At 40.5% G+C, this 23,847-nt stretch carries 23 protein-coding genes and 1 tRNA gene; 14 read left to right on the forward strand and 10 right to left on the reverse strand.

Going from position 1 to position 23,847, the window contains the following annotated elements:
* Window positions 1-58: 58 nt before the first annotated feature.
* From JFC10_RS01450 to JFC10_RS01485, 9 genes are all read left to right on the forward strand, one after another.
* Window positions 59-772, forward strand: a complete 714-nt coding sequence (locus JFC10_RS01450; protein ID WP_198331453.1) for a DarT1-associated NADAR antitoxin family protein — start codon at window positions 59-61, stop codon at window positions 770-772.
* A 330-nt stretch (window positions 773-1,102) separates the two neighbouring features.
* Window positions 1,103-2,101: a 23S rRNA pseudouridine(2604) synthase RluF gene (rluF, locus tag JFC10_RS01455; RefSeq protein ID WP_198331331.1), complete on the forward strand. Its 999-nt coding sequence runs from the start codon at window positions 1,103-1,105 to the stop codon at window positions 2,099-2,101.
* Between the two features lie 602 nt (window positions 2,102-2,703).
* Window positions 2,704-3,240 (forward strand): PP2C family protein-serine/threonine phosphatase, encoded by a 537-nt coding sequence (locus JFC10_RS14845; protein ID WP_227685873.1) that lies wholly within the window; start codon window positions 2,704-2,706, stop codon window positions 3,238-3,240.
* A 30-nt stretch (window positions 3,241-3,270) separates the two neighbouring features.
* Window positions 3,271-3,561: a hypothetical protein gene (locus JFC10_RS14850; protein ID WP_227685871.1), complete on the forward strand. Its 291-nt coding sequence runs from the start codon at window positions 3,271-3,273 to the stop codon at window positions 3,559-3,561.
* An 85-nt stretch (window positions 3,562-3,646) separates the two neighbouring features.
* The gene (locus JFC10_RS01465; protein WP_198331332.1) at window positions 3,647-4,786 is read left to right on the forward strand and encodes a PD-(D/E)XK nuclease family protein; all 1,140 of its coding nucleotides are present in this window, start codon (window positions 3,647-3,649) and stop codon (window positions 4,784-4,786) included.
* A 9-nt stretch (window positions 4,787-4,795) separates the two neighbouring features.
* Window positions 4,796-5,890, forward strand: a complete 1,095-nt coding sequence (locus JFC10_RS01470; RefSeq protein ID WP_198331333.1) for a helix-turn-helix transcriptional regulator — start codon at window positions 4,796-4,798, stop codon at window positions 5,888-5,890.
* A gap of 64 nt (window positions 5,891-5,954) precedes the next feature.
* The gene (locus JFC10_RS01475) at window positions 5,955-6,389 is read left to right on the forward strand and encodes a DUF1810 domain-containing protein (RefSeq protein ID WP_198331334.1); all 435 of its coding nucleotides are present in this window, start codon (window positions 5,955-5,957) and stop codon (window positions 6,387-6,389) included.
* Window positions 6,390-6,429: 40 nt separating this feature from the next.
* Window positions 6,430-7,695, forward strand: a complete 1,266-nt coding sequence (locus JFC10_RS01480) for a PDDEXK-like family protein (RefSeq protein ID WP_198331335.1) — start codon at window positions 6,430-6,432, stop codon at window positions 7,693-7,695.
* Window positions 7,696-7,725: 30 nt separating this feature from the next.
* A complete protein-coding gene (locus tag JFC10_RS01485) occupies window positions 7,726-8,724 on the forward strand; it encodes a leucine-rich repeat domain-containing protein (protein ID WP_198331336.1) in 999 nt (332 codons plus the stop codon).
* A 180-nt stretch (window positions 8,725-8,904) separates the two neighbouring features.
* Here JFC10_RS01485 and JFC10_RS01490 read toward each other — a convergent pair whose 3' ends face one another.
* Genes JFC10_RS01490 through JFC10_RS01505 form a run of 4 tightly spaced genes read right to left on the reverse strand, consistent with a single transcriptional unit; the run spans window position 8,905 to window position 11,002 of the window.
* Window positions 8,905-9,225 carry a hypothetical protein gene (locus JFC10_RS01490; RefSeq protein WP_227685869.1) on the reverse strand — a complete coding sequence of 107 codons (321 nt, stop codon included), beginning with the start codon at window positions 9,223-9,225 and terminating at the stop codon, window positions 8,905-8,907.
* Window positions 9,226-9,235: 10 nt separating this feature from the next.
* On the reverse strand, window positions 9,236-9,529 hold the full coding sequence (locus tag JFC10_RS01495) for a hypothetical protein (protein WP_198331338.1): 294 nt from the start codon (window positions 9,527-9,529) through the stop codon (window positions 9,236-9,238).
* The gene (locus JFC10_RS01500) at window positions 9,526-10,770 is read right to left on the reverse strand and encodes a tyrosine-type recombinase/integrase (protein ID WP_198331339.1); all 1,245 of its coding nucleotides are present in this window, start codon (window positions 10,768-10,770) and stop codon (window positions 9,526-9,528) included. Before JFC10_RS01500 ends, JFC10_RS01495 begins: the two co-directional genes overlap by 4 nt.
* Window positions 10,771-10,786: 16 nt before the next feature.
* Window positions 10,787-11,002, reverse strand: a complete 216-nt coding sequence (locus JFC10_RS01505) for a hypothetical protein (RefSeq protein WP_045454368.1) — start codon at window positions 11,000-11,002, stop codon at window positions 10,787-10,789.
* A gap of 196 nt (window positions 11,003-11,198) precedes the next feature.
* Here JFC10_RS01505 and JFC10_RS01510 point away from each other — a divergent pair, with 196 nt between their 5' ends.
* Window positions 11,199-11,423 carry a helix-turn-helix domain-containing protein gene (locus JFC10_RS01510; protein WP_193008784.1) on the forward strand — a complete coding sequence of 75 codons (225 nt, stop codon included), beginning with the start codon at window positions 11,199-11,201 and terminating at the stop codon, window positions 11,421-11,423.
* Window positions 11,424-11,850: 427 nt separating this feature from the next.
* On the opposite strand, the gene JFC10_RS01515 is transcribed toward JFC10_RS01510, so the two are convergent.
* Window positions 11,851-11,925 (reverse strand) — tRNA-Gly (locus JFC10_RS01515).
* A 260-nt stretch (window positions 11,926-12,185) separates the two neighbouring features.
* Here JFC10_RS01515 and JFC10_RS01520 point away from each other — a divergent pair.
* Window positions 12,186-13,859 (forward strand): alpha-keto acid decarboxylase family protein, encoded by a 1,674-nt coding sequence (locus tag JFC10_RS01520; protein WP_198331340.1) that lies wholly within the window; start codon window positions 12,186-12,188, stop codon window positions 13,857-13,859.
* 448 nt (window positions 13,860-14,307) lie between these two features.
* Here JFC10_RS01520 and JFC10_RS01525 read toward each other — a convergent pair whose 3' ends face one another.
* The 4 genes from JFC10_RS01525 to JFC10_RS01540 all read right to left on the reverse strand — a co-directional run bounded on the left by JFC10_RS01525 (window position 14,308) and on the right by JFC10_RS01540 (window position 18,934).
* Complete coding sequence (locus JFC10_RS01525) at window positions 14,308-15,159, reverse strand: SDR family oxidoreductase (protein WP_227685868.1); 852 nt, start codon at window positions 15,157-15,159, stop codon at window positions 14,308-14,310.
* Between the two features lie 77 nt (window positions 15,160-15,236).
* Window positions 15,237-16,220, reverse strand: coding sequence for a TauD/TfdA family dioxygenase (locus JFC10_RS01530; protein ID WP_227685867.1), 984 nt, complete (start codon window positions 16,218-16,220; stop codon window positions 15,237-15,239).
* A gap of 173 nt (window positions 16,221-16,393) precedes the next feature.
* Window positions 16,394-18,019, reverse strand: coding sequence for an AMP-binding protein (locus JFC10_RS01535; RefSeq protein ID WP_198331341.1), 1,626 nt, complete (start codon window positions 18,017-18,019; stop codon window positions 16,394-16,396).
* A gap of 63 nt (window positions 18,020-18,082) precedes the next feature.
* A complete protein-coding gene (locus JFC10_RS01540) occupies window positions 18,083-18,934 on the reverse strand; it encodes a thermostable hemolysin (protein ID WP_198331342.1) in 852 nt (283 codons plus the stop codon).
* Between the two features lie 611 nt (window positions 18,935-19,545).
* On the opposite strand from JFC10_RS01540, the gene JFC10_RS01545 reads away from it, so the two are divergent.
* The 3 genes from JFC10_RS01545 (at window position 19,546) to JFC10_RS01555 (ending at window position 22,744) form a co-directional block, all read left to right on the forward strand.
* Window positions 19,546-20,652, forward strand: a complete 1,107-nt coding sequence (locus tag JFC10_RS01545; protein WP_198331343.1) for an RNA-guided endonuclease InsQ/TnpB family protein — start codon at window positions 19,546-19,548, stop codon at window positions 20,650-20,652.
* A gap of 254 nt (window positions 20,653-20,906) precedes the next feature.
* Window positions 20,907-21,560, forward strand: coding sequence for a glutathione S-transferase (locus JFC10_RS01550; protein WP_198331344.1), 654 nt, complete (start codon window positions 20,907-20,909; stop codon window positions 21,558-21,560).
* Window positions 21,561-21,949: 389 nt separating this feature from the next.
* The gene (locus JFC10_RS01555; protein ID WP_198331345.1) at window positions 21,950-22,744 is read left to right on the forward strand and encodes a hypothetical protein; all 795 of its coding nucleotides are present in this window, start codon (window positions 21,950-21,952) and stop codon (window positions 22,742-22,744) included.
* 16 nt (window positions 22,745-22,760) lie between these two features.
* On the opposite strand, the gene JFC10_RS01560 is transcribed toward JFC10_RS01555, so the two are convergent.
* A complete protein-coding gene (locus JFC10_RS01560; RefSeq protein ID WP_198331346.1) occupies window positions 22,761-23,756 on the reverse strand; it encodes a phosphatase PAP2 family protein in 996 nt (331 codons plus the stop codon).
* Window positions 23,757-23,847 lie beyond the last annotated feature (91 nt).

Below are 23,847 nucleotides of genomic sequence, written 5' to 3' on the forward strand. Positions count from 1 at the left end.
GCAGTTATAAAAGACTATTGATATAAGGCACATTGCTATGCAACAAACACAGAAATCTGTGGATCAAAGACAAGATGCTGTAGAACACAGACCCGTATTCATGCCGAGAACCAACAGTGACAATCTGGTAAAAACAGACATGGTTAGGTTTGAGCGGCATGTGGGGTTTGCTAGTCGCCAGAAGAAAAAATCCATCAATGATATGCATCAAGTCATTCGCAAAAAATATGGGTTTAATCACGTCTTAGAGTTATCGAGTAAATCTGGCAACAAATTGAGTTTTCCGCTGAGTCCATTGAGCTTAAAGCTAACGAATGAACAAGATGGGCAGCAGTATAGTGTCGAAAATGCCTTTCAAAGCAGTATGGTTTTTGAGGATGGTGGTCCCTATACTGACTTGCTAAGTGCGCCGCCAAGACAAGCCAGAAAAGACGAGCGATTAATGACCTCGGGGGAACTGATTGGCTATAATTATTTTGGCATGGAGTGGAGCGTAGAGCCATTGACGACATTTTATGACTGGCTCTATGTCAACGCTCTAAAGCAAAACCCGCACCTGCATGAAGAAGTTATGCAATATCAAGCCTTTACGGATCTTGAGTTTAATCCTAAAAAAACGATCCATTGTGCGGCTTATGCGCTGGCGATGTTTGTGGCGCTTAATAAACGCGAGTTGCTTGATAATATTGAAGACCCTGCGGTATTTTTTAATCTATATCATGAATTCAAAATAAGTAATACTGAACAGCTTTTGGAAGAGGGTTGGATCTGATCGCTATAGCGGCGCTGAATTTGGAATAAGAAGGTAACTCACTATCCTAAAACTACGATACAAAAGCTTTTGTATCGTAGTTTTTTTCGTTCATCCGTCCTACGCTTTTCAGTTTGTATAAGTTTTTTGAACCTTTGGTATCATGAAGAAGCTCTTTCGACGCCATCTCAATTTATACGATTCTGGATATATTTCTAGGTTTTTGCCCATCTCTCCTCAAAGGCTCATTGTATTTCCTATATAATGTGAGCTATTTCGTTGTTGATGATCCATTCAATTTAGGCTTTTTTTTTAGCAAAAAAGGCTTCTTATCAGGTAAAACGGTGCTTTATGTTTAACGCTTCCTCGACTCGTTTAAATAAATACATCAGCGAAAGTGGTATTTGCTCTCGAAGAGACGCTGACCGCTTTATTGAACAAGGTAATGTGTACATCAATGGCAAGCGTGCTTCGGTGGGTGATCAAGTGGTCGCTGGAGATACGGTAAAAGTCAACGGGCAGCTTATTGAGCCACGAGAAGCAGATGATTTTGTTTTTATTGTCTTGAATAAGCCAGTGGGCATTGTGAGTACCACGGAAAGCTCCGAGAAAAATAACATTGTCGATTTTGTGAGACATAGTTTACGTATTTTCCCGATTGGCCGTTTGGATAAAGATTCCCAAGGTTTAATCTTTTTGACCAACAATGGCGATCTGGTTAATAAGGTATTACGTGCTGGCAATAATCACGAGAAAGAGTATTTGGTGACGGTGAATAAGCCGATAACGGATAGTTTTATTGAGGGTTTGGCTGGTGGCGTGCCTATGTTGGGGAAAATGACGAAAAAATGCCCTGTGACTAAGGTAGCGCCCAATGTGTTTAACATCACGCTCGTGCAAGGGTTAAACCGACAGATTCGTCGTATGTGTGAGCACTTTGGCTACGAAGTCGTAAAGCTTGAGCGTACGCGGATTATGAATGTGAGTCTTAAAGGTATTCCCGTTGGAGATTGGCGCGATTTGACTCAAAAAGAGTTGTCTGTTTTACTGAAATCTATAGAAGACTCTTCTTCGCAAGACAGTAATTCGGGCAAGAAACCTCGTAATGCACCACGAAAAAAACCTCGTACTGATGCCTCTTCAAAAGCAAAAACGTCGTCAAAATCAGCAGGTGCAGCAAAGGGGCGTAACAAATACTCCAAGGATGATGCCAGAAAACCAGCGGGTTCTAAAGGTAAAGATGGGCGTCCTACCGGTCGTGGCAAGAAGTCTGGGAGCAATGGTAAGCCTGCTACAAATGGCAAGCGTCCTTCAAAAGGTCGAGGTTCTCAGCGGTCCTCAAAACCATAGATTGGTGTATGAGGGTCAGCTCACTAGGGCAGCTGCTAAAAGATGCTGCAGATAAAGTGATATGGGACTGCTAGCTAATATAAAAGCTGTGGTAGTAAAAGTCTGAAACACTCCCTGATTTTTAAGGGATTAAGACTCGATAGGATTGCGGATTTACATTATCATTTCAGTCTGAACAGATGATTCCAAAATTTCTCTACATCAAATCATAGTAAAATTCATAAAATATAAAAAAGGACACAGCGTCATCGTTGTGTCCTTTTTTGTGCCTGTTGAGTTTGATTTTGAGGACGAAAATTTTTGTACAGACAGTCGTTTAAAGAGATGTACAACCGTTATCAAAGAGCGTAAACCTAACGTACTTCAGTGGTAATCAGATTATCTATATCTTTGAGGCCAATGCCACAGGCTATGTCAACAAAAAACCTTATCGCTTGGTTGTGATGGATCCTGTTACGAAAACAGTGGTGCTTTTTTATTTATAGGAAGCAGCTCTGTATCACTCATATGATATTTAAATGATTTTATATGTCAACCTAGAAAATAAAGTTATAGGTTGTTCGCTATACTAGCCTCTATGATAAACATATAGGTTTGCCATCATGACTTCTTCTCTTAATAATTTTCCTGTCAAAGAAACTCTATCTATCGCACAAGCCTGTGCAATTATCTTCCAAGGTAATGCCAGTAATAATCTACAACAAGATGCTTTTTTCTTTTTAGACAATTGGTATCAAGAAGATTTAGGTATGATGGCCGTGACGCCAGTTACCGCACTATTTTGCTTGGCAGTGTCTGATGGTGTTGCAAGCCCTAATCAATCGCAGCACTGCTCAAAGGCAGTGGTAAAAGCAATTAGAAGGCTATGGGATGAACAGAAGAGTATATGCTTAGATAGTATTCATCAGCTGATTAATCAAACCAAGCATTCCTCTAAGCGTCATGGTGCAGCGGCAACCCTCGCAATGGTTTCCTGTGAGTCAAATAGTAATGGAACAATAAAGGCGACGATAACGCATGTGGGTGACAGTCGTGTTTACCAGTTATCTAAAGGTGCGTCACAATGGCAGTGCCTAACGCGAGATCATAACTTGCTAAATGAACTTATTGATCAGCAAGCACAAGAGCAAGGCCGCTAAGCAGAGTTCGCTGACTATAACCGAGAAGGAATGGCAGGCAGCTTATACAGCATCACTGAATGCTTTGCATTGACGGCTGATGACAGTTATCTAAGCAGCGAAACGCCAAAAGGCAACTCTTGCAAGACTGAGATTAATAACGGCGACTGTATCTTGGTTTGTACGGGTGGTATCCATGACTTAGTACCGAGTTATCATTGGCAGTCTGTCAATGATGAAACTGATTTACAAGATTGGCTAATTGCTCTTAAAAACAAAGTCTATGACTCAGGGGGAAATGCTTATGCTACTGGCACAGCAATTTTGGTTCGTTTTGATTGAATGGACTATTTATTTAATAACTGCTTAATTAGACAAATCGTATCTTATAAAAAATAAGACCAATTATAACTAAGGACTATGACTGATGGATTCAAAAAGTAATCATAATTTAGAGAGCTATAAAAATCTTATCAATAAATTCAAAAAATTAGATATAACGACGAAAGAGGTAACTCTATTCGATGTTGGTGTGCGTGGACATTTTGAAAACCCAACGACGGAACTGCTTAGTTTCTTTTTAGATACCGCTAAAGCTCATAATTTAGGTGAGTGCTTTTTTAAGGGACTAAAATCTCTATTAGAAGGCAAAAACAAAATGACTACCCTTGGCAGCTTGGAGAGTGTAGAGACTGAGGTCTCAACTATGATAGGTCAGCGCATTGACTTACTACTAGAGACTGATACTGAGATTATCATAGTCGAGTGCAAGATTTATCATGATCAAAACAATCCTTTTGAAGATTATAGCCAATATGGTGATCAACGTAGAAGAAAGTTCAATTCAGAAAAACGATTGATTAAATTAGTGCTTTGCTTAGATGGAAGTATTAGTAACGATCTAAAAGCTAGTGGTTGGTATGGTATTTCTTATTTTGAACTGACACAAAGTATCGAGCCGCATTTAGCAGAAGTTTTACTAGATAATCCTTATAACAAATGGGGTCTGTTCGCTAGAGAGTTTTTATTACATTTAAAGGAGTTGGATAACGTGGGTGATATTAATGAAAACGAAGTAAATTTTTTAAATGAAAATTTCAAAGAGTTTACAAAGCTAAGCGCATATATCTATGAAGATTTGATGCCAAAAATAGGGGCAAAAATAGAAACAGATTTAAATGGAAGTGGACTGGTCGATTTTATTTGCAAGCAAAAATCCGGCAAATGGAATTACTACGAACCGATAAGAAGATTTTCTAATGTGAATTGGACAACACAATCTGACATTCTTTTGTGTATAAGAGCCTACGATGAAACTGTATCACATCATATTAACTTACATATTGGCAATCAGTCAGAAGAACTGGTGGCAAAGTTTAAGAGTTTACTGAGTAATTACTTTCCAACAAACTATTCAAAAACCTGGTTTGAAACAAATAACACCTTTTGGGGCGTTTCATGGGAGTTTAACAATTTCAATATAGAAGAGGTTTCTAAAAATGTTATTGAACTAATGAGATGTTTAAACGAGTTAGAGTTAGATTATCGCCCATCGATATCAGAATAAGTAATAACTATGATCCCCCATTCTATAGCCAGTTATAACAAATCAGAACGTTTATTTATTCTCTATCAACGTTTGCCGCGTGACGAAAATAAGGCTATCTCACTTACTGAGCTTATGCAAAACTATGGTAATGATCCTGATAAATATACAAATGAGCGCAAAAATTTAGAGAACGATTTGATTGGCCTAAATCAAATATTTAACGATATTTTTTATAGTGATGCTCTGGTTCGAGTACCGAGATGGGGAGAAAAAATCAGCGGACAAACAGCACGATTTTATATTGAACCGAGTTTTAGTATCGATACCCTTAACGAGCAAACCGTATTCTTTTGGGAAATGCTAGATAAATATACCGCACACTATTTACCAGTATCTTTTAAACAAGGGATCACAGATAAGCTCACACAACTACGACGGCAGGATAAGGAGAGTTTCCATCAAAGTCCGTTAGGACAATGGCAAGATCATCTCATTACTTTGCCTAGTGTCGTGCAAGCACCACAACTGGATAGTGATGTACTTGGCGGTATTCATCAGGCTTTGCTACAAAATCATCAATTACGAATAGTCTATCAAAATAAATGGGAAGGACAGCAAGCTGTAAGAGTGGTGTATCCCAAAGGACTGATCTTTATTGAAAATATGGTCTATCTCACAGGCTTTAATGTTACTGATGATCATATCAATGATGATGTGTTATTAAAAGCACATCGCAACTTTGCGGTCAATCGTATTACCGAGGCCGTAATCATAGATAAGCCAATACCTGACTGGGTAGGGCGTGATGCTTTTTCATTAGAGCATTTGCATCAACTGGGGAAGCTAGAGCCAACTATTGATAGCCAGATTAAACTGGTTTTAAAAGTACAAAAGTATGCCTGTCAGCACTTGTTCGAGCGTCCATTATCGATAGATCAGAAGATTACTAAGATTGATGACAATTGGAATCAAGTCAGGGCTACGGTTGCTAATACGCTTCGTCTGCAAGATTGGCTGGTAAGTATGTCACAGCTAGCAGTAGTCATTGAGCCAAGTGAGCTTCATGAGGTAATTCTTGAACGTTTAAAGAGTGCGTTAGAGCTTTATAAAAATCAGGCTTAGTTATTCATAGATTCAAAGTAATCTAGAAGTTTAAACTTCCGAGAGAATACATAGGAGTAGCACTATGAATGATTCTTTGTTCAACGATTTTATCCAAGCTCAAAATGCTGTTTATCCATCGGTTATTAAAGAGTTAACAGAAGGACATAAGCGTACGCATTGGATGTGGTTTATCTTTCCACAGGTTAAAGGATTAGGACACAGTACAATGTCTCGACGCTTTGCAATAGACAGTCTGGAGCAAGCAAAAGCGTATTTGCAGCATGAGATGCTTGGAGCACGGTTAATAGAGTGCGCTGAATTACTATTGTTGCATGCTGATAAAAGCGCTGTAGATATCTTTGGTTCATCGGACAATCTGAAACTGCAATCTTCGCTAACGTTATTTGCCTTTGCAGCTGGTAACAAGTGTGTGTTTGAGCAGCTTTTATACCAGTTCTTCGATGGCAGTTACGATATAAACACTATAAAAATATTAAAGCAATTGAGTGATCAATAACAAGGCTAAAAATAACCGCATGATATTTTAAAAAGGATGTATGAGTACCGTGCAAAATTTGATAAATGATGTGAGCCAAAAGATTAACGCTTTAGAGGCTGCGCAAGCACTCTATAGCCGTCAATTGTCTCCAGACTTCAGTACTTTTGATTATATTAATACTGATGAATTAGGACTTAGTCGTATTCTAGCGGCTCTGCTGGATCCTAAAGGAAGTCATGCTCAGCAAGAGATTTTCTTAAAGCTATTTATCGAGCATTGCTTACCTACTATCTATTCGAAACCGAATTGGCAACCATTTATTGAACATTTAGATGAAACTAAAGTTAAGCTTGAAGAGCAGGCCTTAGCAAGTGGTACTCAGCGCCGTATGGATATTTACTTAAAATGTCAGGTAGGTGGAGAAAGCTACGGTATTTGTATCGAGAATAAACCTTATGCAGCAGACCAATATAATCAATTAATTGACTATTATAAAGAACTTGAGGGAAGAGGACATATCAATCGACATATTATTTACCTAAACGAGCATAACGACACACCCAGTGGACATAGTGTCGATACTAAAACTTTAGACAGTTGGATAACAAGCAATCAATATAGTCATCTTAGATTTAGCGATTTGATTGGTTGGCTCAAAGCGTGTCAGGTAGAATGCCAAAACTCTAGTGTCAGCGAGTTTATTGCACAACTCATTAAGTTTATTCAAAAATCGTTTATGGGGATAGAAGATATGAATGAAGCAAAGTCTGTATTAAATACGATGTTATCTAGCCAAGAAAATATAGCTAGCGCATTAAAAATAGCTTTGAGTACTCATGACATGAAAAAGCAACTTATTGAGAAGTTACAACGCGATCTTATGACTATTATTGCAAAAGAAAACAAACCTTATTCAATGATTAAAACCGATCTGAAAGGTATCAATAAAGAAGAGCAAATCACTTTTAAGATTAAAGAAAGCGCTCTAGATTTTTGTCTAGGGTTTGGGGGTACAGTTTTTACTAATCCCTACTTGGGTATCTTTATAGCTAATGAAGATGTAGAACTAAATCATGAATATTATGAAAAAATTCTGACTGAGTGCAAGGCCAGTAACATTATTGTTGGTGAAAATTTAAAAGGAGAAGAGGATAAATTAAAAGGAGGCTGTTGGTGTGCTTGGTACAATTTTGAACCACACGATTGGTGGTCTAAAACTGTACCGTGGGAACAAATTCATAACGGTGAGATGGCACATAAAATTATTAAGGAGCTGGATGCTTACTATCAAACTCTAAAAAATAATGATTTATTAAATAAATGATTATTTTGGATAATTAAGGAGTCCGATCATATGTCAGAGTTAAATAGTATAACCGAAAAAAATCTCGCAGATCTTTGGACATGGGCCGATGAGTATGGGATTTCTGAAAATGATTTACCACGGAACGAAGTGAGTTTATTAGCGATAACAGAATTGGATATCTGCTCTGACCAGATTACTGAGCTGCCTGAAAGTATTGGTTACTTACACAACCTAACCCATTTAGCGCTAAACTGCAAAGCGCTTGAGCGTTTGCCAGAGTCTATAGGGCAGTTAAGCCAGTTAGAGAGACTGACGATTACTAGTGATAAGGTTAAGCAACTTCCTGAGAGCTTTGCTAGACTAATTAGTTTAGATTCACTAAACATTCCTACTCACTTAAGCAATCAGTTACCCACGACTCTTATGAATAAATATCGTAATGAAAATGAAAGGTTATGTATAGAGCGTATAGCTTTTACTGCATTAAATACACCCTTGGAAAATAATTATGGCTTATCTCGTTACGAATTTTTTCTTATTAGTGATGATTGGGACGAAAAAGCACTCATTGACCTGAAGTTCGAAACAGCACCAGATTTCTTACTCGGTTTGCAAACCACTGAACAAACTATTGATAATTTTGATGTGATAGATGGCATTATTATTTGCCAGCTTGATGAAGTACAACAAGTAATGGAAATGTTTAAACCTACATTTTATGAAGGTTATGTGTCTATAGACCATGCAGATATTGAAGAGGCGCTAAGTTTTGCAAGACCTGCTAAGTTTATACAAGCTAGCGCATTAGAAATGTCCAAATCAGGCCAGGTATTTAATCAGGTGATTGATCAAATTCCTGAGGATATTACTATAAAAGCTATAATATTTCACGCTAGAAGTAGCCGTGAATTTACGCTTGATGAGTTTAAAATTGTATCAGATACTATTGATAAAATGGATATAGAAGATGAACATATTTTCTATAGTACAGAAGTTGTCGATGAGCCTGAGCACTGCTGGATGGGTATGATATATATGGTTGGGTAGTTATATTAAGTATAAATATAAATATAAATATAGATTGAATGAAATTGTGGGCATCGTTGATACATAATCACTTAAGAAGCAAAGTGTAGTGACACACTAAATTTGGACAGTGTTTAAGAGGCATTAATCGTCAAAAAAGCCAGACAGCTTGAGCTGTCTGGCTTTTTTGACGATTAATGCTCATTTGTTTTCTTTATCTGTCCGCCATAAAGCATGCTCACATATTGCGCATAACCAACTGTCTTTTGCTCGCATATAAGGGATATCAGCAGGTACTTCAATTGGACCAGCATAACCGCAGTACTCACACACAACATCGTCCAAGTAGGCATAACACTGAGCGACTGTCTCAAAGAATACTTGAGGATTTACCTCATACTTATCACAAAGTGTCTTCACATGTTTGATAAAGCCGCTTTTATTATCATATGACCAGTAATCCTCACAGATTTTTAGATCTCGTGCGTTCTGCGTTATATTTGGCTGAAGTTTTACAGTCATCACATTCTCCTTAGTAGCCGACATAGCCAGGCTGCGGTAATAGCTCATAAAGCTCGCTTTGAAGCTTACTACTCATATCTTCTATAAAGTACCCATCCTGAGCATCTAAGCGTTTCTGCACCCATATACGCATTGCCATATCATTATTAAAGCAGTGCTTTACTCCTAAGAAGCGTGCGAGGTTATGACCCGATGAAATATACAACTCACGCATTAATGCATTAGCAATCTCATTCGCATCATCACTGATCGCACCATCAGGCTTAAATTCAGCAAACAGCTCTTCATAATTAATGATTTTCATTGTGACGTCTCCTTGTCAGTTTGTGCACTTGTAACGACTTCTTTAGCCTCAAAGCTATTTGATGCGCTAGTTAACTTCTCTTTGCTCGCCAGTAGCAAGTTATCCATTGCTGAACCATCTTGACGGGTGATATCAGGCACATAGCGGCTATACACTCGAAACAGCATCTCCGTACTACTATGGCCCATCTGCCGAGCTATCCACTCAGGGTTCTCACCAGCAGCGAGCCAAAGCGTCGCTGCCGTGTGCCGAGTTTGATAAGCCCGCCTATGTTTCAAACCGAGTAGGGCAAGTGTGGGTTTCCATACCCGCCGATTTACATTGCGATACTCCATCGGATTGCCTTGTGAATTGCAAAACACAAACTCTGACTTACCAAAGGTGCGCGTCTTCTGCTCTAGCAAGGCGTCATACACTAACTGTGACATTGCAATGTCACGTTGCGAGCCTAAGGTCTTCGTTGGACCCATCTCACCGTTTACTAATGCGCCTCTGATACTGATCTCACGGCGATCAAAATTAATGCAGTCCCATTTCAGCCCATCAATCTCACTGGTACGCATTCCTGTAAAGAAGCGAATGGTGTAATAGGGCCTATAATCAGTACGGACATTCTTTAAAATCAGCCATACCTCAGAAAGTGTAAAAGGATTCACATCAGGACGAGCTTGCTTAAGATTCTTAATATTTTTATAAGGCATCTCAAACTCATGGCGATCAGATGCTTCTTCTAGTATCATACGAAGAAGTATCATGATCTGGTTGATCCGTGCTACTGACAGACTTGACTGACCATCTTTACCGTAACGAACTTTGGCGAGGGAGCTACGGAAGGTCAGCAAGTCTGGTTTTTTTATCGCATGTACTGCTTTACCACCAAACTCAGGTAATAAATACTTATATAGAATGATCTGAGTTTTTTGTCGGTAACTCGGCCGCCATTCAATTTTCCTCTCCTCATAAAATATCTCTGAAAACTGCCTAAAGGTCGGATTGCGACTGATACAAGCCTCCGCTCTATCAGCCAGTGCCATCATCTCCTGTGCCCGTTCACTTTTTGGAAAGTAAGCAGCATAGTCAAAGATACCTAGGGTGATTTCTGCTTCCATTTTCTTCATTACTTGCACTAATTTTTTACGATTAGCTGGATTGTCTTCTAAACTCGTCTTTTCTCGACAGCGCTTACCTAAGTAGCGGAAGTCAACGACCAGCTTGCCAAACCGTCCTCTCATAGTAGCCATGATAAATCTCCTTCTATTATTGAAGTGCCATACCGTTGATAGCGCTCATAACCGGCTTACACATATCTTCTTCGATACGCTCCCATACGTACAAAATCTTGCGACCGCCGAAAGGACGAATGTAATGGATGTTTTCAATCAAAACAGTGTCTTTCATTTGATTGCGGATAGTACGTGGGTCGTACTTGATACGTTCGGCTAACTCATCAGTTGTTAAATAAGTATTGCTCATGGTATTTACCTCTTTTCAGTTATTAAGTCATTGCATTAAGTGATAGAATAAAAATTATTTCATCAGCCTGTAAAAATGCACCTTTGAAGTATCAGCTATAATTTACCCGCTTAAAGGTAATTAGTAACCGATTTGTGTACTATATTATCTTTTTACCTCAATGTAAAGCATTTTTACCCGAAAAGAGGTATTAATTATGATTGTGTCTAAACTTCCTGTGATTTTGGCAGAGAAAAAATTGCGTGTAGCAGATGTTGTAAGAGCAACAGGCATGAGTAAATCAACCCTTCATAAACTATATAATGAAGAGTCATCAAGAATTGATTTCAATACTATTGATCAGCTATGTGAGTTTTTAGACGTGCAGGTGGGTGACTTGTTTATCTATAAGCCAAATAAAGATGTGGGTGACCAGTCCTGAAGACCTATAAAACGGGACATATATGCATAGAGAAAAAGCGGTATAGCCTTATATGCAAGGCGCTTCAGAGTATAAAATTAAGGTTGGGGTTATTTTTAATATTTATTTTTTCATGATTTGGTCACGTTTTGGTCACGCCATGAGCTAATTGTAAAAAAGCAATGGAAAAGGAAAAGCGATGCTAAGAAAATATTTCTTAGCATCGCTTCTTATAAAGGTAGGAATAGTAAGTTGGGCTCAATTACAAAATCAGTGTTTATAGCGTGGGCACGAAATGGTCACGTTTTGGTCACGGTGCTGATTTTGAGACTTTTATCTCGTTAGATTAACTTAATAGTTTGATGGATTAATAGTATATAAAAACGCTGTAGCCCCTAAAAATTGGACAAAAAAAAGCCTCACTGTTAAGTGAGGCTTTTTAAGTATTTGGAGCGGGAAAAGAGATTCGAACTCTCGACCCCAACCTTGGCAAGGTTATGCTCTACCACTGAGCTATTCCCGCTAATTATCAATTAACTATCGTCAGTTGATGAAGGCGTATTATACGCAGTTTTTTTTGTCTGTCAACACTTATGACGAAAAAAAGTAAAGTTAATAAAATAGGCATGTTCTCTAGCCATGGATGTATGTTATAACGGTTTATTATGATATGTATTCCAAAAGATTTGTATTACATAAATAGGCAGGGATGCACTTTATAATTGAACTTCAATTACATTTACCATTATCAATACTTACAAAGATAAGTCATAAGGATAAAAAATGAGTCAGCAATATACCATCGCCGATTATTTGTTTGATCGTGTCGCAGAAGCGGGTGCATCTGAGATATTTGGCGTACCTGGTGATTTTAACTTAACTTTTCTAGACAATGTCCTCGCCTCTGATAAGCTGCGCTGGGTGGGTAACACCAATGAGCTAAATGCGGGTTACGCTGCGGACGGCTACGCACGCGAACGCGGGTTTGCGGCTATGGTGACGACTTTTGGTGTAGGCGAACTATCAGCGATTAATGCGACCGCAGGCTCTTTTGCCGAGTACGCGCCAGTGCTGCACATCGTGGGTGCACCAAGTACCGCATTACAAGACTCAAAGCGCCGCATTCACCATACGCTGGGTGATGGCATATTTAACCATTTTATCAAGATGGTAGAGCCTGTTACGGTAGCCCGCGCACATATTACGCCTGAAAATGCCGCATCAGAAATCGATAGAGTGATTCGCTTGATTCTCAAAAAGCATCGTCCAGGTTATCTACTGCTATCACCTGATGTTGCGCGTCTGCCTATTTATCCACCGACGACTAAGCTCGATGACAGCCAAGAAGATATTACTAGCCAAGCTGCCCTAACAGACTTTAAGCAAGCGTTAACAGAGTTTTTGCCAAATAAGACCACGACACTAATGGCAGATTTGATGGTGCATCGTTTGGGACTACAGCCACAGCTCAAAGCTTTGATCGCTGATACCGATGTGCCTTATACTACGCTATCTTGGGGCAAAACGCTGCTTGATGAAAACAGCGATCGCTGGGCAGGCACTTATGCAGGTGTTGCCTCGCGTCCAGTCGTCAAAGATGCAGTAGAAAAGTGCGAATGTCTAATCAAAATAGGGGTGCAATATACCGATACCACCACCGCAGGATTTAGCCAAGATATCGATGAAAATGTCGTGGTTGATTTGCATTATGAGCGCGCCTCTATCAGTGGTAAGAATTTTGCACCGATTGCTTTAAAGGATGCGTTACAGGCTGTGCATGAAGTGATGACCTCTGGCATCAATATTGTGCCAAAACCCTTCTGTGAGCCGGTTAAACCGCATAAGCAGAATGGCAAAGACGATGAAGCTATCCGCCAAGATGATCTTTGGCACATTATCGCTGATCGCTTAGATCATAATAACTTGGTGTTTTCTGAACAAGGGACTGCGTACTTTGGTATCAGTGATGTGCGTCTACCAGAAGGGGTAACGTCATATGGGCAGCCGATGTGGGGCTCCATTGGCTACACGTTGCCAGCCAGTTTAGGCGCTGCCATTGCGTCACCGAATAAGCGTAGTGTCTTACTAATTGGTGATGGCTCAGCATTGTTGACTATCCAAGAGCTAGCAGTAATTATCAAAGAACGTATCAATCCTGTGATTGTGCTAATCAATAACGACGGTTATACGGTAGAGCGTGCGATTCATGGTGAAAACCAATACTACAACGATATTCCTAAATGTGACTGGCAGATCATGCCGCAAGCATTTGGCGCGACAGAAGCGAATAGCTTATTACTCAAAGCAGAGACAGCAGGCGAGCTAAAATCTGCTCTCGACAAAGCAGCCGCTACTACCGATAAGCTTGTGATGATTGAAGTAATTGCAGACAAGCATGATATTCCGCCATTACTAGCCGATATCAGCGCCGCCCTTAAGCCGAAAGCCGATTCATAGTATTTGTTAAGTTTTGATTATAAAAGCAAAAACCCATTTAGTTTCGTGACTAAATGGGTTTTTTTTGACTGTTTTTATGATTCAACTGGTTGCGCAAACGAGTTTTTCTATTTAGCTGCGCTTGCGCCACTTTTTCTCACTTTTACTTTGATCAGTCATTTCATTGTTGTACTGAGCGTAGTCCCGCTCATCTAAAATTCACATTGATATTTAGATACTCGGGGTCATACCGCATCTGATTTATACTTTTGTGGTGTTTTTTAGAATCGGCTAAATTGGCTTGTACAAGGCGCTATTATTAGGGGTCGTTGCTTGGGCAGTAGCAACGCTGTCTTGGCAGGGGCGTTGTTGATTTTACCAGTATCGTGGCAAGGACTTTATCAGCACGCTTGGGCGTATCGTTGTTGCTGTTATGCTTAATCTTTGACGATAGTGGGATTACTGATTATCATGATTTTTTAGCATATTGTTTGATGGTGGGTAGGTCTTTGACAATGGCGTTGCCAACGATGTTGGGAAACAATCGATTGAGCCATGCAAAAAAACGCTCGGGAAACCCCAAATGCTGGTGCGCTTGATTGGTTGATATAAAGTTAATTAATGCTTTTGCGACGGTCTCAGGTGAGTCCATTTTTACTTTCAATGCCTCATTCATAGCGACGACTGCGTCTTTATTCATGGTTGTTTTGGTGGCTCTGGGCGCAAAATAGCGAAACTTCACTGAGGTGTCGGCATACTCGCGACCTAACGCTTCACTTGCGCCACGTAAGGCGAACTTGCTAGCGCTATAAGCACTAAAACCTGGGTAGCCAATGCTGCCAAAGGTTGAGCCAACACTGATTATTTGGCTCGGGCTATGCTGCGCTATCAAGATAGGTAGCAGTCTTTTTATCAACTGAAGTGGATAAGCCACATTGACCAACATCATCTGTTCGATCGTACCATCACTTTGATCCGTGAGTAATGCAAAGTCATTGATACCTGCGTTGAGTATGACCGTATCAATGACGTTTTCATGGCCTTGTGTCATATCACCCAGTCCCTCTACCAGCAGCGTTTGCGACGCCTGCGAGCTTAAGTCACACGTATGAGACAGAAGCGGGACATCAGGATAGTCTTTGGTTAACTCATCCACCAAATGCGTCAAGGTCTGGTTGTTACGCCCGACCAAGATTACGGGTCGATTATTGGCACATAATTGCCGTGCGATCTCTTGTCCGATACCACCCGTGGCACCAATTAGCATGGTGTATTTCAGGGCAGCCTGTGTTAGGTCTGATCGGCCGTTAGGTGGTGTCATGATATGGCATCCTTGTTGAAGATTTATTATTAAAGTATGGATTATTAAAGCACGGATTGTAGTGATATGCGCTGTTGCTAATCGTCTGAGTGATTAATGCCATGCCTAATTCCAAGTCCCATCGCAATATATAGCTTACGCTCTGTTAAAGGTACGTCAATTTGTCGACGACCATGCATGATGCGTTTGTTATCTAGTATAACCACATCGCCATTTTGCCAAGCAATGTCTTGAGTATGCGCTTCACAAACCTGTGTCAGCTCATCTATGAGCGCATCATCAACACTTTGACCATTTGCTAGGGTGAACTCAGGTTTTTCATAGTTAAATGATGGCCCAAGTAAGGTATTTGCAAAAGCCAGTTGCCCGCTTAAGTTGTCCTCTCGGATAGCAGGTATCTGTAATACGTACCGAACGCCCCCATCTGCCTGAGGCTCTACATGATGCGTTAATGTCTTGTTTGTCGTCGCAGTGATAAATGTATCTAAATCATTCAAGCTTATTTGATCGGCGTCTGCTCTACCTATCGCAGTCGCCACGTAATTTTTCCATATTGCCTGAGGCAAATAGCGACTGATCCGCATCGGCTGACTAAAGGTAGCCTTTAGCTCAGGTGATAGCGCTTGATACACAGCATGTCCATCACATATCGTTGTCTGTGAGCCTTTTTTGGCGCTCAATTCACTAAAAAAAGCAATGACGTCAGGCGGCATCGGCGTATTGCCATTTTCGATATGTAGGCCAATAGCATGCGTACCTGCATCCACTTTTTGCGCTTCAGAAGTGATGTTTTGACGAGCAGGGTCGTAGGTTAGCGTTTGGCATAGTTGACTCATCAACTGGCTAAACGTTTCCACATTGTATTGATAACCCCTAAGTAACGTCCAACCATGGTTTTTTAAGTCCGTTAAAATATCAGCGGTTCTAGGCAGGGATACGTTAGTAGACGCTTGAGCGGGTAGTATCTCAGGAGTGTCAAGTTCGATAACGTCACTTTTTATCAAGTCACTTTGCATCAAGTCGCTTTCTGTCAAATCATTTGGCATCAGAGTGGTTTGCATAATACTGTCCTATAACGATAAGTGGTAAAAATTCATGCGAGCTAACGGCTAGCTTTGGTATATTTAGCTTTGATCTATTTATGTATTATCTAAGCAATCAACGGCATCTTTCTTACTACGTTTTATTAAAAACTTAATAATAGAGTCCGTTGTGGTACTGGTGAAAGTATCCGTTATAAGCCGAGTGCCGATTGATAAGCCGTAAAAATGTGCGCTCGTCGCAGCTTACCGTTATCGGTTAATAATTCATTGTCAGTGCTAAAAGGTTGCTCGGCGAGATGCCACTGTTTGATACGAGCATAGTCAGGCAAGGTTTGGTTGACGACATATATCGCCTGCTCAATCGCAGATTGTGGGTCAATGCTCGTTGCGATCATGTTAGGATTGGCGACTATCACCGCAGATAAATGAGGCTCACCATCTCCGAGTACCGCTACCTGATAAATAATAGGCTGCGTTGAGAGCTGCGCTTCTACCCATTCAGGCGAGATATTACGGCCAAAACTACTGATGAGCACGTTTTTGCGTCGACCCGTGATGTGTAAATAGCCGTCATCATCTAAATGACCAATATCCCCTGTGGCAATGATGCCATCATCATCGTTACTATCGTCATGGTTTAAGTAGCCTTGCATCGCATTACCTTTAACCATCACCTCACCACTATCTGCGATACTGACTGAGGCGTGAGGCATCGGTTTGCCCACACTGCCTTCGCGCTTTGCTTTTGGCGTATTGAGACTGACCACCGAGCCGCATTCAGACAGGCCATAGCCTTCATAGACAGGCAAGCTTAGGGCATTGGCGTCTTGTAGTAATTGAGGGGAGACTTTGCCGCCACCGACTGCCATAAACTTTAATGATGGCAAAGCAGCATTTGCGCTAGATTTGGTTGTTTCATTGGCTGCCATATACTCACAAATGGCTTTTAGCATTTGCGGTAATAAAATAACACTAGCGATATGGTATGTTTGCACCGTTGTTATCAGGCGTTTGGCATCAAATGCTTGATTGGATAACAAACCAAATTGATCAATTTGCCCTGTCACCAAAGTACGGCCCATGTATAGGCTCACGTAGACGCCTGCCACGTTTTCTAATAAAGTGGCAAAAGGCAAAACGCTCAAATGACTAAAATTGCTTGTGATATCGGTAACTTCTAAAGTGTTAGCATCTTTATTTTTTAAGGTGTCAGCGAGTGCCTCTGATAAAGACTCGACAATACGCATCAATGTATCTTGCCCCAAACACACGCCTTTTGGCATACCAGTACTGCCCGAGGTATAAGTTACTTTGCAAAAATCGCTGGCAGTAGAGGAATTTTGAGAGGTAAGGCTAGGGTCAATGATAGTGTCAGCAAGTTGATAAAAACTGCCTGTGATATGAGTCGCCTGCTCAGACTTGATGGCTTTTGTCTCTGGTGTATCAGCAATCACCCAGTTATCCATATTATCTACGACCGGTAGTGTCAAACCCGACCCAACATATACCGTCTCTATCTGCGCATCTTGTAGTAAGTGAGCAATTTGTGATGCACTAAAAAATAAGGGTATTGGCACAACGACCGCGCCGACGGTGCTTAATACTAAGTCGAGTATGACCCAATCTATATCATTATGTGCATATAAGGCGATACGCTTGCCTTGCCATGTCTCTAATGTTTGATGAAGCGCTGACAACGTGCGTTGAAGCTGGCCATAAGTCAGACTGATCGTGTTATGGTTATCTATCGTTTGTATCGCTACCTGCTTGGGAGTTTGGCGGGCATGCTGACATATCGCGGTATAAATGGGCTTCATATTATTCTCACTGTCTTGTGGTCGTGCAGTGTTATTGGTTAGTGCTAAGCTAATGAACGAGTATCAAACGGCTATCTTATTTAGCGTCAAACGAGTGGCAGAATTCATCTCTAACGTTTCGGTATAGCGATAATGAGGGGCGCATACCCGCTTAGCATCTGCCACATTGATGGCAACCACCAAGGGATTGTGCTGATAGTAATGACCCCATGATGATACTTGCTCAGGATCTTCTAGCGCTTCTGCAGTGGCTTTAGCAATGACATGACTGCGAATGCCCATATGTGCCAATATGTGTCGCACAGCATCGGTGCCAGTACACACTACCCAGTCTGCTTTGGTTTGGTTTTCATGAGTCGTAGGGTTCAGGGTGGGGGTGGATAAATAAAACACCAAAAATGCGATCATAAGCCGCGCGCTACCAGCACAACCTGATGCCAAATTGCCAATCTCAAAAATGCGCTGACGACTGACTGGCTCGCCTGCCACTCTACTGATCTCGTTTTGTATTGGCGTGTTTAAATACTGCTCTAAAAATATCTTATCTTCACAGATAGGCTTTAGACCGATAGCAACGCTCGTACCTTTAAACGCGGGCAACGTATTGTCATCAGCGGATAACCAATCGCCATAGGATGGCATATCGGCAAAACCTGAAAACAAAACAGGCATAAAGTAGCTTAATCGGGCGTGATGGATATACTCATAGATACGTTTGATGAATGCTTGGGCATCTTGATTTTGGGCATATGAAGTAGGCGATGTCGCTATTGGCATTTGCGTACTGGCACGAATATAAAGGGATGAGGGTATTCCTTGCACCTCCAATATTGACATTGGCTTAACGGATTCAATATAAAAGGTCGTATTTAGAACATTCTGCAAGGTATGAGTGCTATCAATAGATAATGACATCAGCTGTCTCCAAATGGTTAAAAGCTTTTAGCACGATTAACATCATGAAAACATCATAAAGGAGCAACCTTAACTGAACCTTAAGATAGTATCGCCTCTAACGATCAACATAGTTAGAAACAGGCATTAAGCTTAGCATTTAGCAATTACTGGAGTCAGTAATCCTATAGCCAATCCCCTTGGCTAAATTTGGAGATGAGATGGGTCGGTGATTTGAGAGAGGTTAGACGTAGAAAGTGATTTTTATTCAATAGTTAAACGAGGTATTAGGTGCTGCTAAATCTATCAACACGCTTTAGACACCTAGGTCTTGCGTTAGCGATATTTTATCTGCTCTATAATTTGACGACTTTTTATGGTGTCTCCTTATATGAGCTGTATCCATCATATGAGCTGTATCCATCGAAAGATTCATAATCTAGCCACGCCGTTCGATAGTGTTATTCCTTTTATTTCCGCTATGATTGTTCCTTACAGCTGGTCGTTGATCTTATTTATCATAACTCGCCGTAAAACCATGCCGTTTAGGGCGTGGATATCAGGCGACATCAATTGACGTTTACTCCTGTATTTAGCTTGTAATATACCATCAAAACAATCATCATCAAACCATGAAAACGCTTAAACTCAGAGTCAAAGATAAGCATAGCCAGCAGCTTAATACTATAAGCAGTGCGGTTAACTTTGTCTGGAACTATGTCAATGAGTTAAGTTTTAAGTACTTACAGCGCACTGGTAAGTTTTTTTCAGCCTATGACTTAGCCGCTTACACTAAGGGTGCTGGCGAATATTTAGACTTACACAGCCAAACACTACAAGCCATCGGTGAAGTTCACGCCAAAAACCGCAAACAATTCAAAAAAGCCAAGCTGAACTGGCGAACCAATAACCCAAAAGCAAAACGCAAATCACTTGGTTGGATACCCTTTAAAAAATCTGCCATCAAACACCTAACCATACGGCAAAGCGGTAAAAAGTCCCTCAAATCCACGCTACAATTTAGTTTAGCCAAAGGCCAAAAGCTAATCATTGAGGTTTGGGACAGCTACAACCTAAGTCTGTATCAAATCAATACTTGCGAGCTAGCCCAAGATGCAAGAGGTAGATGGTATGCCTGTATTACCGTTAAAGAGTTTCCAAAACAAGTAGGTGGTAAGGGTAGCGTGGGCGTTGACTTAGGACTAAAAGAGTCTGCCACAACCTCAAGCGGTGATAAGCTACAAATCAAACAAACGCAAAAATGGGCAAAGAAGTTGGCGGTTGCCCAAAGAGCCAAAAATAAGCAACGTGTAAAGGCTATCCATGCCAAAATTAAAAACACACGCCAAGACTTAATTCATAAATTCACTACTCAATTAATCAAAGACAACGCCCTAATCGTGGTTGGCGATGTTAAAACCAATCAATTTAACAGCAAAAAAGGAAAACTAGCCAAATCGGTTTACGATGCAGGTTGGTTTGAGCTTAAACGACAACTGGAGTATAAATGCAAGCATGCAGGTTGTCGTTTTGAGATCGTAAATGAGAGTTACACTACCCAGACCTGCTCGTGCTGCCTTAAAATAAGTGACAGTAGTCCGAAAGGTAGAGTGGGTCTCGGAATAAGAGAATGGACTTGTGCAAAGTGTGGCACATGGCATGATAGAGATATCAATGCAGCAAAAAACATTCTTGCGGTCGGGCTTGACCGTCTTGCAGAAGGAATCCCCTCACTTTAGGGAGGGAAGGAAGTCAAATTTGCTATATTGTGGTACGTTAACCCTCTATAACTATCAATCGTGGCTTGAGCAGCATTACCCGTACGCACATCTGAAAGGTGCCTATCTACCGCAGTCGTTGGTAGAAGCCATGGCAAATTATAAATCGATAGAGTATTCAAAAAATTCTTTATGAACATCGATACCAAGGGGTTTGAGCCCACTGGCTCTTGTTGACCTAATATTTAATTCCTATTCAATTGTGGAAAATAACTATGACTTCACCGCTTCATCGCTTGTATTCTTTTCGTCGCTGTCCTTATGCCATGCGCGCTCGTCTCGGCATCCTATTTGCCGAGTTGTCCGTAGAGCTGAGGGAGATTACGTTGAAGAATAAACCTGAGCAAATGCTAGCGATTAGTCCAAAAGGTACGGTGCCAGTTTTACAGTTGGCGGATGGAACCGTCATTGAAGAAAGTGTCGAGATAATGACATGGGCGCTTGAGCAGAATGACCCACAAGGGCTGCTTGATGAAAAAACTTCACCGCAAGCGGATGCCCTAATTGCACAAAATGACAATGAATTTAAGCATTGGTTAGATCGTTACAAATATGCCGATCGGCATGTAGAGATGACTCAGACCGAGTATCGACAGCGAGGCGAAGTGTTTTTGCAAAGACTAGAAGAGCTGTTAACCAATAATACCTATTTACTGGGAGAGCGTATTACCATCGCCGATATCGGTATCATGCCTTTTGTCCGTCAGTTTGCGCACGTGGATCGTGAGGTTTTTTATAGTTTGCCTTATCCTAAATTGCAGCAGTGGCTACAAAAATGGCTTGACCATCCGTTATTTTTGCAAGTCATGACTAAGTTTAAACCGTGGCAAGAAGGGGATGATGTGGTGATTTTTCCTGATACTCAGTAGCTAGAATGATATAGCATTGTCATCCGAACTTTGGTTTTTCTGTTGATATCTTATGTTGAAATTTTATGTAAGTTATGAAAAAAATAGCCTAAGCTTAATATTTTTTTTAACGTGTTTAGTCAGTCGCAAAGCGCTGAGTATTTTATACGCTTTAATGTTGCCCAAGTCACTGATCCGTTCATCTTTGAGGTGTTGGCAGCAGCGCTTGCTGTGGTGAGATTGGATAATACGCGTTAATTGTGATTTTATATGAATGTGATCAAAGGTGTACTTTGTGAATAAAGAGCGGTTATGATTTTTCCGATAAGCTTACGAAAGATTGTTTTGAGGCATTGTAATAGGCTAATATATTAGATCTTTAGTCGATATTCAATAATAATGGATCTTCAATGTTTAGCTTAGAACAAGTAGAAGCAAATAAAGCTTATCTTGCAATGCTGATTACTTTAGATGATATAGATGCCTCTACAAATATAATGACAAGTATAAAACAAGATCAAAAATCACTATTAGATTACTTTAGGAGCTTTAGATTTCTTGTGATTTCAATTAACAACCTACATGATAATTTGAGTCATATAGAAAAGACACTTAGTACTCTAAATTACGATAGCTCAAAAATTCCTGAATTAAGAAAAAGTCTTAATTTTATTAAACATATTAGGAATAAGGGCGTTGGGCATCTTGATGCTAAGCTTTTGGAAAAAATTATTCAATGGCAACCAACTTTATTTAGTGAAAGTATGAAAGGGGAAGTTATTCCAAGCTCTATATATGCCAACATTGCAATATTGGAATTAGCTATTAATTCATATGTGGATGAATTAGGTGGGCACAAGGTATTTTCAAATGTTATAGATTTTGTTTATCCTCCTGACTTTAAGGAAATTACAGATTATATGTTGATGGTATCTCAACAATGTATAGATTACATGGCGCCAAGGTTGCAGTTCCTCGAAGAGAATATTAAATACAATCAACCGAAAGATGCATTACATACTAGCTACGTTGCAAGTAATACAGATTTTAATTTGAAAGAGTCTGTTGATTATTCATACGATGAATCTAGTGCCTTAAAAGCACTGAAGCGCGGTCTTGAAAAAGTTTGTGATATCACTGATTCTGAAGAAAAAAAAGAAAAGATAAAAACTTTAATATACTCTACGATTAATAATAAATCTTAAAACCTAATTCCCACCTTTACCCAAGCAAAGGAAACTGATAAAAAGTAGCATATATAAAAGTCGCAATCAGCACAGCGACGACACTGAACCATGCTATATATCGCTGCGGCGCTGACCATACAATGCGCCAATTGATTTTGCCCCGTGCGGTCAGCCATTCCATCATACTAATGGCAATCGTTAGCCATAATGTACCCACCAAAAACCCACCCATCACATCGCTCAGATAATGCTCATTTAGCACGATTCGGCTTAACCCTATGAGCAGACATAATAAAAGCGCGAGCGATAATATCCGTACTTGGTGAATAAAGCTTTGGCTAAAACGAATCGCCATATAAGCGAGAAATCCATAGAGCGCGATACTGATAGTGGCATGACCACTTGGGAACGAATAGGTGTGCTCTTGCAATAAAATATCAATCGGTCGCGCCCGATGAAAAGCCATCTTACTCAAAAACGTAAAGGCGGTACTACCGATGGTTGAGATTAGCAGACCGACTAAAATATAAGGCTGACGTACCACTGCGCAGAGGATAGCCGTCAGCAGAATAACCAAACAGGTAATCGGTGTAGAGCCTAAGCTGGTGATAAAAACAAATGCAGGCACGATGCTCGAATCTTGTAGCACGCTCATATGCTGCGACACAAACAAATCCGTGGTCACAATAGAGTCGGCCTCCACTATATCCTCGACCAAGCCTGCAAACAGCGCCAAAATATATATATTCAAGAGTGTCAAAATGGTGAGGATTAGACCAGAAAAATGACCACGGGCAAAGCGCTTGGTAATAAATCCAAACATTGCTGGGTATTTATGCTGTAGACGTACCATCAGTGGTAGGCGTGCGATATGTCCGCGCAGCCAAAAATCGATACGAGAAATCAATACCAATATGCGCTTACCATAGCGAATCATGAGGTGCTGTATCAACCATAACAATGCCATCGTTAAAATAAGCACTATACCCAAGGCGAGTAGCTGAGGGTGTTGTTCAATGAGAGCAATCATGGATAGACCTATTCCTTCTATATCTGAAAAATAGTGCCATTGGCAGCACGAAACGCATCAGCTTAGGTACTTATAGTGTAGGTGGGTTTCC

It is taken from the genome of Psychrobacter aquimaris (assembly GCF_016107525.1).
GTDB classification, from domain to species: Bacteria; Pseudomonadota; Gammaproteobacteria; order Pseudomonadales; family Moraxellaceae; genus Psychrobacter; species Psychrobacter aquimaris.